This is a genomic window from Allofournierella massiliensis (assembly GCF_964241245.1).
Lineage (GTDB): Bacteria > Bacillota > Clostridia > Oscillospirales > Ruminococcaceae > Allofournierella > Allofournierella massiliensis.
On the sequence record NZ_CAXSWZ010000005.1, the window covers coordinates 52,894 to 65,527 of the forward strand.

Here is a 12,634-nt window from a genome sequence, read left to right on the forward strand (position 1 = left end):
ACGCAAAGCGGCCTGCCGGTTCCGGCAGGCCATTTGTATTACTTGTGGTACTTGATATGGTTGTTGATGGCGAACGCACGATACAGCTGCTCGGTAAGCACCAGACGGGCCAGCTGGTGGGGCAGCGTGATCCGCCCCAGGCTGATTTTCATGGCTGCCGCCTGCTTTACCATGGGGGCCAGTCCGTGGGAGGAGCCGATTACAAAGGTCATATCCCCCGCGCCGCTCATGGCCCGATCCGCGATGGCTGCCGCCAGCTCCTCACTGGAGATCAGCTTGCCCTCCACGCACAGCGCCACCAATGCAGCGCCCTTGCGCAGGTTGGCCAGAATCGCCCGGCCCTCCTTTTCCAGCGCCTTGTCGATCACCGCCTGGCTGGCGTTCTTCTCGCTGATGGTCTCTTCCGGCAGCTCGATGATACGGAACTCGCAGAAGGCCCCCAGCCGTTTTTGATATTCGGCAACGCCCGCGGCAAAATAGCTCGCGTTCAGCTTGCCGATGCAGATCAGATCAATCTTTTGCATAACTCAAAACTCCATCCAGTCGCTGGGTTCGTTGCGCTTCTGCGCCTGAATCACCACGTTCTCGCCGGGCACAAGCCCCGCGCACAAAATCGCTTCCCGCACTGTGGCCAGCGCCAGCTCGGGGGTGTTGTTCTCCCTGCTCAGGTGGCACAGCGCAATTTTTTCGCAGCCATCCTGCAACAGTTCCAACACCTTGGCGGCGCATTCCGCGTTGTCCAGATGACCCCGGTCGGACTGGATGCGCCGTTTCAGATGATAAGGGTAAGACCCCATCATCAGGCAGTTGCGGTCGTAGTTGGATTCCAGCGCCGCCAGCTTCACCCCGGCCAGCGCCTGATGCACCTGGGGCGTGAGCACGCCCAGGTCGGTGGCAATGGCCATGACCCCGCCGTCCGGCGTGCGGATGCGGTAGCCGCAGCAGGGCACATCGTGGCTGGTGGGGAACGCCTCCACCACAAAGCCGCCGATTTCCTCCGGCCTGCCCTCGATGGCAATCAGCTCCGCTGCCGGAGGCACCAGCTCCATATCCAGCAGGTTGTCCAGCGTGGCACTGCAGCCGTAGACCGGCACATTATAATGCTTCAAAAACACCCGCAGGCCCTGAATATGATCCGAGTGCTCGTGAGTCACCAGGATGCCCTGCATATCGGCCACAGCCAACCCCATCTCCTTGAGGGCGTTCAAAGTGGTGCGGCAGCTTTTGCCCATGTCAATCAGCAGATACTTGCCCTCGCAGCGCACCACCGAGCAGTTTCCGGAGGAACCGGAATAAAGAGAAGTAAAAAATGCCATGAATTCTCCTATATGTATACAAAAGACCGCGGAAAACGCAGCTCCGCGGCCTTTTTATCATCTTCGATCAGAGTGTGATCACAGCGCCTGCGGCAGACCGGCGGCGGGCTTTTCCACCCGGCGGATGTCTGCGCCCAGACCCTGCAGCTTTTCCACCAGATCCTCGTAGCCGCGCTCGATGTGCGCGATCTCCGACACCTCGCTGGTGCCTTTGGCGCTCAGCGCGGCCATGACCAGCGCAGCGCCTGCCCGCAGGTCGGACGCACGCAGAGGAGCAGGCTGCAGCTCGGGCACGCCCTCAATCACAGCCACCTGACCGTCCACCTGGATGTTGGCGCCCATGCGCACCAGCTCATCCACATAGCGGAAGCGATTCTCCCAGATGCCCTCGGTCACGATGGAAGTGCCCTTGGCGGTGGTGAGCAGCACGGTCATCAGGGGCTGCATATCGGTGGGGAAGCCCGGATGGGGCATGGTCTTAATCTTCAGCGGCATCAGATCGCCGGTGCGGCATACCCGGATGGAGTCGTCATACTCCTCCACGGTAACGCCCGCCAGCTCCATCTTCGCGGTGATGGGCTCCAGATGCTTGGGGATCACATTCTTAATCAGCACATTGCCCCCGGTGATGGCGGCGGCCACCATGTAGCTGCCGGCCTCGATCTGGTCGGGAATGATGGAATAGGTGCAGCCGTGCATGCTCTTTTTGCCGCGGATACGAATCACATCGGTGCCCGCGCCGCGCACGTCGGCGCCCATCATGTTCAGGAAATTGGCCAGATCCACGATATGGGGCTCCTTGGCCACGTTCTCCAGCACAGTCTGACCCTCGGCCAGCACGGCGCTGAGCATGGCGTTCATGGTAGCGCCCACCGACACATTATCAAAGAACACGTGCGCGCCCTTCAGGGGGCTGCCGCTCACCTTGATCATGCCGTATTCCACCGAATCGCCTGCACCCAGGGCGCTGAAGGCCTTCAGGTGCTGATCAATGGGGCGGGGCCCCAGGTTGCAGCCGCCGGGCATGGCAACCTGGCCGGAGCCGAAACGGCCCAGCAACGCGCCCAGGAAATAGTAACTCGCCCGCATCTGACGGGACAGATCGTCCGGCACCTCGGTGCTGTTGATGTGGGTGGTGTCGATCTCATAGGTATTTTTATTGAGCATCCGCACCTTTGCGCCCAGGGCGGTGAGGATCTCCAGCGAGACGGCCACATCGCTGATGGCGGGCACGTTCTCGATCACACATTTATCGGCTGCCAGGATGGTGGCGGGCAGAATGGCTACCACCGCGTTCTTCGCACCGCTGATGGTCACTTCGCCCTGAAGGGGCTTACCCCCGTTGATAACAAATTTCTCCACGATAACTCTCCTTTGCGCGCTTTGAGGCGTTCTGCTTCAACTGCATCACAACTGTTATATTATACACCGGATCCCCGCGAAATGAAAGGTTTGAGAGTAGTATTTACGCAATTTGTAACCTCTATGCGCGGATAAACCGCATGGGCCCGGCCGTTTTTGTCTGATTGGTCAACAATCGTTTTTTCCTGAAAAAAAAAGCGGTCAAAATAACCCGTTCACAGAAAAAACCTCGGACTTTTCCAGGCACTGCCCGGGAAAGTCCGAGGTTTATCATAGCAGTTTTTTCGGCTTAGCGCAAGCCTTTTTGCGGGTTTTCAACCGGTTTTCCACTTATTTGTAGGGGAACCACTCGCGGGCGGAGCGGCGCACACCGTTCACATACACCTCGAAGTGGCAGTGGTTACCGGTGGAGTTGCCGGTGGAACCCACGTAAGCGATCACATCACCCTGACTTACCGCCTGGCCCACATGTACGTTCAGCCGGCTGGCATGCGCGTACAGAGTCTGGTAGCCGTTGCCGTGGTTGATGATTACATAGTTACCGTAGCTGTAATGATAGCCGGCCGTGGTAACCACGCCGCTGTCTGCCGCATAGATGGGGGTACCATAGGGGGCACAGATATCCGCGCCCTTGTGGTAACTGCTCATCCAGCGGCTCACATAGCTGTATCCAGGCACAGGCCACATCAGCGTACCGCTGCCGGTGCTGGCCAGGTCACCGTTGGCCAGCTTCTTGCCCTTGGCAATGATCTTGGTCACCGGCTCCTGCACCACCACCCGGTCGATGATGGTGGTTTCGCTGGGCGTGGAGGAATCGCCATAGAACACCTGCTGCTGGGTTACTTCGGCCAGACCTTCTGCACCCTCCTGCACGATTTTGGTGGTGCCGAAGGCCAGATTCTCGTCCTCCTGCTCCTCCGTGCTGTACGGAATGGTCTCCTGATAGGTGCTCACCAGTGTGCGCTTTACCTGCAGATAGGGCATCGCCTGGCTGATGGTCAGCTGACCGCCCACCGGGAAACCGGAGCTGGAATTGAAGTCCAGATTCGGATTCTGGGCCTGCAGCTCGTCCACGCTGATGCCGAAGCTGCCTGCAACAGTCCAGGGGGTATCACCCGACTGGATGGTATAATACACAGCCCCCTGCTCTTCGCCGTGGAACTTGTCGATGATCTCGCTCACCGGTACGATGGTATCGGTGAAATAGAGGCTGTTTTCCAGCCGGATGTCCTTGGTGAACTCCACAGTCAGATTCGGATTATCCGGATCCTCATAGGGTGCAATCATGCTGTCCAGATCCTGCTGCAGCACATCCCCTTCCGTGATCACTGCAATCAGCTCGTCGTTCACATAGACACCGGTGGCATTCTGGATCTCATCGCTGGAGCTTTCCAGAATGGCTGCCGCCATCTGGTTTTCGTCCATCACGTCTTCGCCCACCGCAATCTGGTAGGAAGGCTCCACCGTCCAGCCTTCCCGATCCGTGCCCGCGTAGTTGATACGCTGGGCCACCTCATCCTTGGCGGAGTCGAACACCTGCTCGGTCTGCACATAGCCCACCACGCTGCCGTTCACTTCCACCGCCAGAACATAGTTGTATTCCAGCACGGTATGTACCGTATAGCCGAACACCGCCAGCGCCGCCACCGGCAGCACGTATGCCACCGCACGGCCCAGAAGCGGGAAATATTTGTGTACGCCGGAGGCAAAATACCGCAGGCCCTCCTTGGCCGCATGGGCCGTGCCTGCCTGTTTTTCCTCCTGCACCCGGGCGCGGATATTCTTTGCGCCGTTTGCCATGCGGGTGAACGGCGCCGTAAGATCCTGCGCACCGGTTTTCAGCGCACTCTTCACATGGCCTGCCACCTGGTTCCAGATCCAGGTAACCCGTTCGCCCAACTGCCGGATACAGTTCCACACAAAGCGGATCAGACGCCGGGCAGTATATTCGCCCCAAAAGCCTACGTTATATAAAAACTGCCCCAGCACTGCTGTTTCCGGGTGCCGTTTGGCCCGCTCAATCCAGGGGCCAGCCTTTTGCAGAATTTTCTGTTTGATCGCTTCCCATCTGCCCGGGCCTTTTCCGGGAGAGGGGGAGCCGGTCTGCTGCTCTTGTTGGTTATTCTTTTCTTCCGTTTCCGGGGTCTTTTCCAAAATCGCCAGCCTGACCGCCCTCCTTCCTTGCTTTTATACATCCCTCATTATAGCGCGAAAGGGGTCAATTGGGCAAGGATTTGGCAGTTTTTTTCACACTCCTTTCAAATCCGGTGGAAAATTCTGCACAAATAATCCATCATTTGTTTGGGAAATAATCCCGCGGCTGCTGGCGTGTGCCGTTCCGCTTAATCTCGAAATGGCAATGATATCCAAAGGAATTTCCGGTATTGCCCACATAGGCAATTACCTGCCCCTGGGTCACGGTCTGCCCGGCCCGCACCGCAAGCCGGGTGGCATGAGCATACAGGGTTTCATACCCATTTCCATGGCTGATGACTACATAGTTACCATAGCTGGGATGATACCCGGCAATTTTCACCAGTCCCCCGGCTGCAGCCAGAATGTCGGTACCTGCCGCTGCACGGATATCCACGCCGCCGTGAATCTGTCCGCTGGAGCCGATCATCCACCGGCTGATGCCCCGATAGCCGGGCACCGGCCAGATCAGGGTGCTGCCGTCGGGAAGATAGGCAATGTTTTCCGCTGGGACGTACTGCCCCATGGCCACGATGCGGTTCACCGGCTCCTGCACCACAACCCGGTCGATGATCGAGGTCTCGCTGGGGGTATCGGAGTCACCGTAAAACACCTGCTGCTGCGTCACCTCGGCAAGGCCTTCTGCCCCTTCCTGTACCACCTGCACCGTACCCATGGGCAGGGTGGGGTCCTGCTGCTCCTCCGTGCTGTACGGAATGGTCTCCTGATAAGTACTCGCCAGCGTGCGTTTCACCTGCAGATAAGGCATCGCCTGGCTGATGGTCAGCTGGGCGCCCACCGGGAAGCCGGAGCTGGAGGAAAAATCCCGTTCCGGGTTCTGGGCCTGCAGCTCGTCCACGCTGATGCCAAAGCTGCCAGCCACAGTCCAGGGGGTATCGCCCGACTGGATGGTGTAGTAGACCGCTCCCTGTTCCTCACCGTGCAGCTTTTCGATGACCTTGTCCACCGGCACAATGGTGCTGGTGAAATAGATGCTGTCCTCACAGCGCACGTCCTTATTGAACTCCACCGTCAGGTTCGGATTGTCCGGTTCCTTGTAAGGCGCGGTCATACTGTCCAGCTCTTCCCGCAAACGATCGCCGTCGGCGGTCACCGCCACCAGCTCGTCGTTCACATACAGACCGGTGGCGTTCTGAATCTCATCGCTGGAGCTTTCCAGAATGGCTGCTGCCATCTGGTTTTCGTCCATCACGTTCTCGCCCACCGCAATCTGGTAGGAGGGCTCCACCGTCCAGCCTTCCCCGGTCGCTCCCGCGTAGTTGATACGCTGGGCCACCTCATCTTTGGCGGAATCGAACACCTGCTCGGTCTGCACATAGCCCACCACGCTGCCGTTCACTTCCACCGCCAGAACATAGTTGTATTCCAGCACGGTATGTACCGTATAGCCGAACACCGCCAGCGCCGCCAGAGGCAGCACGTATGCCACCGCACGGCCCAGAAGCGGGAAATATTTGTGTACGCCGGAGGCGAAATACCGCAGGCCCTCCCTGGCCGCGTGGGCCGTGCCTGCCTGCTTTTCCTCCTGCACCCGGGCACGGATATTCTTTGCGCCGTTTGCCATGCGGGTGAAGGGCGCCGTCAAATCCTGAACGCCGCTCTTCAATATATTCTTTGTCAGGCCCGCTGCACGGGCCCAGATCCAGACAATGTGCCGTGCAAGAAAGCAGCCTCCGTTCCAGATTTCCCGCACCAGCCGCCGGGCAGTGTATTCCCCCCAGAATCCCATGTCGTAGAGAAACTGCCCCAGTACCGCCGCAGCACGGCTGTGGCGCAGACGCTTCCACAAGCGCATCACTTCCGCCCGCACCGCAAGCCAGCGATTTCCGCCGTTTTTCTGCCCGTTCGGGGTTTTGTTTTCCACGCATTGTGCCATAAAAAAGCGCCCGCCGCCTTTCTTCTACAAATTGTACAATATCATTATAGACAACTTGTAGAAGAAAAAGCAACCGGCAAATCATCATTTTCACAGGGTTTTCAAATTTTGGCTTTTCTTCGCCCCCGGACATACAAAACGGGGCGATGCCGGCCATCCGGCCACATCGTCCCATTCCTTTTCTTTTGTAGACGCACTCATTCCATCAGGCGCTGCATATCCGGCGGAAGCGGGCTTTCCACTACCACCGTCTTTTGAGTACCCGGTTCGGTGAATTCCATCCGGGCGCAGTGCAGCGCCTGGCGACCAATGCGCTGCCGGCTGCCGCCATACAGCTCATCCCCGGCCAGCGGGCAGCCGATATGAGAAAAATGTACTCGCAGCTGGTGGGTGCGGCCGGTAAGCGGTACCGCCGCCACCAGGCACAGGCCGTTTTTCTCGGCCTCCACCGTATAGCGGGTATGGCTGGGCTTGCCCTCCGGGGAGACCCGGCGCAGGATGATGCTGCCCGGCGCCCGGTCAATGGGGGCGTCGATCTGCCCCTCCTTTCGATCGGGGCAACCTTCCAGCACCGCCCGGTACACCTTGCTCACCCCTTTGGCCAACAGCGGGGCGGCATAGGCATTCTTGGCGCAGAGCACAAGACCGGAGGTATCCTTGTCAATGCGGTTCACCGGCCGGAACACGCCCTGCTGCCCCCGCTGCCGCAAAAGGCCCATATAAGCGTTGGCCAGCGTGCCATCCGCATAATTCAAAGTGGGATGCACCGCCATGCCCGCGGGCTTTTCCAGCACCATCACATGCTGGCTCTCGTATGCAATGGTCAGCGGAATATCCTGCGGCTCCACAGTGGTGGGCTTTTCCGGCGGCAGCACAAAGGTGACCATCTGCCCGGCGTGCACCGTATCGCAGGTGCGGGCGGGGCCATCCTCCACCCAGAAGCCGCCGGTCTCGTTTTTCACCGCCTTGATCAGCGTGGCAGACACCCCGCTGGCCCGCAGAAAATCCCGCAGGCAGCCGCCCTCAAACCGGGGCGGCACAATAAAGCTCAATTCCATGGGATCGTTTCCCTCTTTCGTTGGTTTTGCTGTTGTACTGGCATTATAGCATTTTCCGCTGCATGTGGGCAAACAAAAAGGGGTACCCGAACGGGTACCCCAAAGAAATGCGGTAAATCAGTAGGCAATGCCCTGAGCGATCATACTGTCGGCCACCTTGATGAAGCCGGCCACGTTGGCGCCCACCATCAGGTTGCCGGGGGCGTCGCAGGCCACAGAAGCATCGTAGGCAGCGTGGAAGATGCCCTTCATGATGTTCTTCAGGCGCTCGTCCACCTCTTCGAAGGTCCAGGACAGGCGCAGGCTGTTCTGGCTCATCTCCAGGCCGCTGGTGGCAACGCCGCCGGCGTTGGCCGCCTTGGCCGGGCCATACAGCACGTTGTTGGCCAGGAAGATCTCGATGGCTTCGGGGGTGCTGGGCATGTTGGCGCCTTCGCACACCACGGTGCAGCCGTTGGCAACCAGAGCCTTGGCGCTCTCGCCGTCCAGCTCATTCTGGGTGGCGCAGGGCAGAGCGATATCGCAGGGGATGGTCCAGATGCCCTTGCAGCCCTCGGTGAAGGTAGCGCTCTCCTTGGCGTTGGCGTACTCCACAATACGGGCGCGGCGAACCTCCTTGATGTCCTTCATCAGATCCAGGTCAATGCCGTTGGGATCGTATACATAGCCGGTGGAATCGCTCATGGCAACCACCTTGGCGCCCAGCTCGGTAGCCTTCTGGCAGGCGTAGATGGCAACATTGCCGCTGCCGCTGATCACAACGGTCTTGCCGGCGAAGCTGTCGGAACGCATGCACTGCAGGGCTTCCTGAGTGAAGTAGCACAGGCCGTAGCCGGTGGCTTCGGTACGGGCCAGGCTGCCGCCCCAGTTCAGGCCCTTGCCGGTGAGCACACCGGTGAACTCGTTGCGCAGGCGCTTGTACTGGCCGTACAGGTAGCCGATCTCACGGCCGCCCACGCCGATATCACCGGCGGGAACGTCGGTGAACTGACCGATGTGCTTGCTCAGCTCGGTCATGAAGCTCTGGCAGAAGCGCATGATCTCGGCATCGCTCTTGCCCTTGGGGTCAAAGTCGGAACCGCCCTTGCCGCCACCCATGGGCAGGCCGGTCAGGCTGTTCTTGAATGTCTGCTCGAAGCCCAGGAACTTGATGACCGAAGCGTTCACACTGGGATGCAGGCGCAGGCCGCCCTTGTAGGGGCCGATGGCGCTGTTGAACTGAACGCGGAAGCCACGGTTCACCCGAATCTTGCCGGCATCGTCCACCCAGGATACACGGAACTGGATAAAACGCTCAGGCTCGACCAGGCGCTCCAGCACACCGTTTTTCTCGTATTCCGGGTGCTTTTCCACCAGAGTCTGCAGGCTTTCCAGAACCTCGCGCACGGCCTGCAGGAACTCAGGCTCATTGGGGTTACGGGCTTCCACCTGTGCATATACACGGGCCAGGTAATCGTTTTTGAACATAACGTACTTCCCCTTTCAAACGATCATCATTATTCGCAACGAATCGAAATCTATTGCCTGAAGCAATCAGGGTAAAATCCCTGCTCCATTGCTACGCATTTTATTATAAAACCGTATTAAAGTGTTTGCAAGAAAAAACTTTTCCCACCCAGGCAGTTTTTTCAGGCCGTAGCGCCAATACTTTTTGTGCATTTTAACAAATTGTTTTGGCGAATCAGTCATACTTTTCCCAAAAGGGGACGGTTTTCCGATCAGACTTGCACGCAGGGGCCATTGTATGCTACAATATGGAACGGAAAACGAGTGGAACATACGGCAGCGGGGCGGCATTGCGTTCGTTCTGAGGAAAGTCCGGGCTTCACAGGGGAATGGTAACTGCTAACGGCAGCCGGGGGTGACCCCAGGGATAGTGCAACAGAAAGAAACCGCCGCTTTTTGCGGTAAGGATGGAAAGGCGAGGTAAGAGCTCACCAGCGCACTGGCGACTTTGCGGCTATGTAAACCCTACCAGAAGCAACACCCGTATGGGGCATACAGCGCTCCCCGCGCGCCCCGGAGGTGGCATGAACCCTGCGGCAACGCAGGGTCTAGACAGATTGTCGTTTAATACAGAACCCGGCTTACGGTCCGGTCGTTTTCTATCAAAAAGGGCGTGTTTCCTCAAACGGGAAACACGCCCTTTTTGATGTTCAAAGCCCCAGAAGCAGGTCCAGCAGAAGCAGCGTAATTACCCCCGGTGCGCCCAGCACCACCGCCATGAAGCTGGTGGCCCAGTTCAGCGCCAGGCTCACGCCGGTGAGGGGGGCCAGCAGATTCACCGCCCCCAGCGCGCCCATTCCGGTAAGCGCCGCGCTGAACGCCATACGCACCGGCTTGCGGCTGCGCCCGGCCGCAAGGCCCACCGCAACCAGCAGCACCGCCGCCCCCAGGGCCAGCCCCATCACAGGATGGCCCGCAGCCCCTGGGCCCGGGCCTTGCGCTGGTAATAGCGATAGCGGCTTTGAATGGCCTGATACTCATAGATCAGAGCATCGATCAGCTCCGGTTCGGTTTCCAGATCAAAGCACATCTGGTTCTGGCGCATCTGAAGCAGGCAGCGGCGCAGCTGTTCCTCCAAAGGCACCACCTGGCACGCCTCCCGATCCAGCCGCTCCTGCCGGTCCTCGCTCAGGGCGCGGGCTACCCGCTGCAATGCGGGCGGCCGCTTGGCGGCAGCTTCCATCATTGGCGATCCACTCCCTTCGAATCCTTCCTGTTTATGGATATGCTTCCAGTATGGCCCGGTATACACGCCCTGATTCCGTTTTCATACAAAAAAAGAACTGCCACACCATTTGCCTTTGACGGCAAAGCATGCGGCAGTTTTTTATTCTTTGGTGCGGGGAACGCTCCATTCCCCTTCCTCCTGCTCCCGGCCCAGCGCCAGCGGCTGCAAAATGCGGTAGCCGCCGCTGGTCTTTTCCAGAATGCCCCGGGCACACAACTCGTTCATGGTGCGCAGCAGGTGGCGGTAGCTCACCCCCAGATATTCGGCGGTCTCGGTCAGCCGGCCGCGGAACACCCCGTCCCGCTGGCTGTGGGCAATGTAGGCCCGCAGCCTTGCTTCCAGCGGGGCCAGAATGTTGAAGGTGTCGTTCACCGCGTTGCGGGCCACGATCTGGGCCAGCATGTGAGCCACCCGGTTCATGAACAAAATGTTTGCCCGCAGGCTTTCCGCATATTTTTTCATGGGCAACGCCACACAGCGCACCGTGCAATCCGCCTGCAGGCTGGTGGTGGCGGCTTCGCCGGTCATCAGCTCCACCTCGCCCACCAGCGTTCCCGGGCCATTGTAGCAGAACAGCAGGGTTTTGTCCGCCGGGGTGACGGCGCACACCTTCACCCGGCCCTCCACCACAAACAGCAGCTCCTCCATGGGGCAGCCCTGACGGCACAGAAAATCTCCCCGCCGGTACTGACGCAGGCGGGCGTCGGGATAATCCCGGCGTTCCAGCCCGAACTGCTCCAGCTGCTCCCAGTATTGCTCCAGTCGATCCGTTCTGTTTTCCATTTCTTTATCCCTTCTCTTTTTCGGCGGCAGGAAGCGATACGCCGGGTCTGCAGCTGGTCACAGCCGAACCAACCGCACAGACAAGGCCGAGCATACCGGCCACCCGGAACACATCCGCCGGGCTCTCGCCCACAAAACCGGCCAGAAAACCGGTGATGTAGGGGGACGCGAAATACCCCACGTTCACCACCGTGAGCACCATTGCGGTGACCGCGGCCAACCGGCGGGGCCCTGCACAGCGGGAAAAGCCCAGCATCAGGTTGGGGCTGAACAGACCCATGCCCAAAAACGCACCTGCCACACACAGCACCGCGCCGGGCAGACTGATCCACAAACCGCCTGCCAGATACAGAACCCCCAGAATGCCGAAGGCCCAGGTCATGGTGAAGCGGCCGGTGCGGCGCTCAAACCAGGCAAAGCCGGTGGAGATCAGCCCTGCCAGCACGCAGCCCAGGGCGCTGATCAGACCGGTAAGCGCGGTATCGCCCAGGCCATAGCCCTCCACATACAGGGAAAGATGGGTGTTCACCATAAAAAACAGAGCTGCGAAGGCAAAGCCCTCCACCGCCAGCCGAACCGTTTCGGAAAAGCTGAACCAGTCGCCATCCTGCTGCCGGAGCTGTTCGCTGTGGGACTGGCGCGGCAGGAACAGCACTGCCAGCACCAATGGAATCAGCACTGCCAGAAAGCACAGATACACATTGTACCAGCCACGGCGGGCCAGCATCCCTCCCACCAGTGTGGCGGCCACGCGACCCAGCTGAAGCATGCCGGAAACCAGCCCCATTACCTGGCTGCGCTCCTCGCCCTGGAACCCGTCGTTCACCAGCAGCGGGTACAATGCCGCCTGCATGCCGTAGGCAGCGCCCATAATCACGCTGGCAGCAATCAGCGCGGGCAGGTTTTCCCGCAGCACAAAGCTCGCAAGGCCGGATGCGAAAAACACCGCCAGCGCTGTGATGGAAAGGGTGCGGCGGCTGAACCACCGTTCCAGCCAGGGTTCGGCCACAATGCCCGCGATGCCGGTGAGATTGGGCAGTGTGAGCAGCAGAAGCACTTTGTTCTGGGGCTGATCCGGGAAGGCAGCCACCATGCCGGAAACCGCCACCGAGGGAATCATATACAGCAGGTTCACAAAACAGATGGCCGAAATCGCCACCTTCAGAGGGGTATGCTTCATCAACACTTCTCCTTTGTTGGGGATGAGCGGCAGCCGGTCTGCTGCCATACATGTTTCATTTTACCATGACCTGCCCCCTGCCCGGCAAGGACATCCGTCACAGAAAACGGG

The 12,634-nt window shown here is 59.4% G+C and carries 11 protein-coding genes and 1 other RNA gene; 1 reads left to right on the plus strand and 11 read right to left on the minus strand.

Features of this window, described 5'->3' with window-relative positions; genetic code table 11:
• Window positions 1–38 precede the first annotated feature (38 nt).
• The 7 genes from rlmH to gdhA all read right to left on the minus strand — a co-directional run bounded on the left by rlmH (window position 39) and on the right by gdhA (window position 9,293).
• Window positions 39–524: a 23S rRNA (pseudouridine(1915)-N(3))-methyltransferase RlmH gene (gene rlmH / locus ACESYO_RS04175; protein WP_058967146.1), complete on the minus strand. Its 486-nt coding sequence runs from the start codon at window positions 522–524 to the stop codon at window positions 39–41.
• A gap of 3 nt (window positions 525–527) precedes the next feature.
• Window positions 528–1,316 (minus strand): MBL fold metallo-hydrolase, encoded by a 789-nt coding sequence (locus ACESYO_RS04180; RefSeq protein WP_058967147.1) that lies wholly within the window; start codon window positions 1,314–1,316, stop codon window positions 528–530.
• Window positions 1,317–1,394: 78 nt separating this feature from the next.
• On the minus strand, window positions 1,395–2,678 hold the full coding sequence (locus ACESYO_RS04185; protein WP_058967148.1) for a UDP-N-acetylglucosamine 1-carboxyvinyltransferase: 1,284 nt from the start codon (window positions 2,676–2,678) through the stop codon (window positions 1,395–1,397).
• 330 nt (window positions 2,679–3,008) lie between these two features.
• A complete protein-coding gene (locus tag ACESYO_RS04190; RefSeq protein WP_373209409.1) occupies window positions 3,009–4,832 on the minus strand; it encodes a peptidoglycan DD-metalloendopeptidase family protein in 1,824 nt (607 codons plus the stop codon).
• A gap of 139 nt (window positions 4,833–4,971) precedes the next feature.
• The gene (locus ACESYO_RS04195; protein WP_373209410.1) at window positions 4,972–6,768 is read right to left on the minus strand and encodes a peptidoglycan DD-metalloendopeptidase family protein; all 1,797 of its coding nucleotides are present in this window, start codon (window positions 6,766–6,768) and stop codon (window positions 4,972–4,974) included.
• A gap of 197 nt (window positions 6,769–6,965) precedes the next feature.
• Window positions 6,966–7,826 (minus strand): RluA family pseudouridine synthase, encoded by an 861-nt coding sequence (locus ACESYO_RS04200; protein WP_058967151.1) that lies wholly within the window; start codon window positions 7,824–7,826, stop codon window positions 6,966–6,968.
• Between the two features lie 117 nt (window positions 7,827–7,943).
• A complete protein-coding gene (gdhA, locus tag ACESYO_RS04205) occupies window positions 7,944–9,293 on the minus strand; it encodes an NADP-specific glutamate dehydrogenase (RefSeq protein WP_058967152.1) in 1,350 nt (449 codons plus the stop codon).
• Between the two features lie 300 nt (window positions 9,294–9,593).
• Between gdhA and rnpB the strand changes: the two genes are divergently transcribed.
• Window positions 9,594–9,931, plus strand: an RNA gene (rnpB, locus tag ACESYO_RS04210) — RNase P RNA component class A.
• Window positions 9,932–9,982: 51 nt separating this feature from the next.
• On the opposite strand, the gene ACESYO_RS04215 is transcribed toward rnpB, so the two are convergent.
• The 4 genes from ACESYO_RS04215 to ACESYO_RS04230 form a co-directional block, all read right to left on the minus strand.
• On the minus strand, window positions 9,983–10,234 hold the full coding sequence (locus ACESYO_RS04215; protein ID WP_058967153.1) for a pro-sigmaK processing inhibitor BofA family protein: 252 nt from the start codon (window positions 10,232–10,234) through the stop codon (window positions 9,983–9,985).
• Window positions 10,234–10,518 carry a DUF2508 family protein gene (locus ACESYO_RS04220; protein ID WP_058967154.1) on the minus strand — a complete coding sequence of 95 codons (285 nt, stop codon included), beginning with the start codon at window positions 10,516–10,518 and terminating at the stop codon, window positions 10,234–10,236. The genes ACESYO_RS04215 and ACESYO_RS04220 overlap by 1 nt, the downstream gene beginning before the upstream one ends.
• 141 nt (window positions 10,519–10,659) lie before the next feature.
• Window positions 10,660–11,343: a cyclic nucleotide-binding domain-containing protein gene (locus ACESYO_RS04225; RefSeq protein ID WP_346672523.1), complete on the minus strand. Its 684-nt coding sequence runs from the start codon at window positions 11,341–11,343 to the stop codon at window positions 10,660–10,662.
• Window positions 11,344–11,347: 4 nt separating this feature from the next.
• Entirely contained in the window at window positions 11,348–12,523 is a 1,176-nt protein-coding gene (locus ACESYO_RS04230) for an MFS transporter (RefSeq protein WP_373209411.1), read from the minus strand.
• Between the last annotated feature and the right edge of the window lie 111 nt (window positions 12,524–12,634).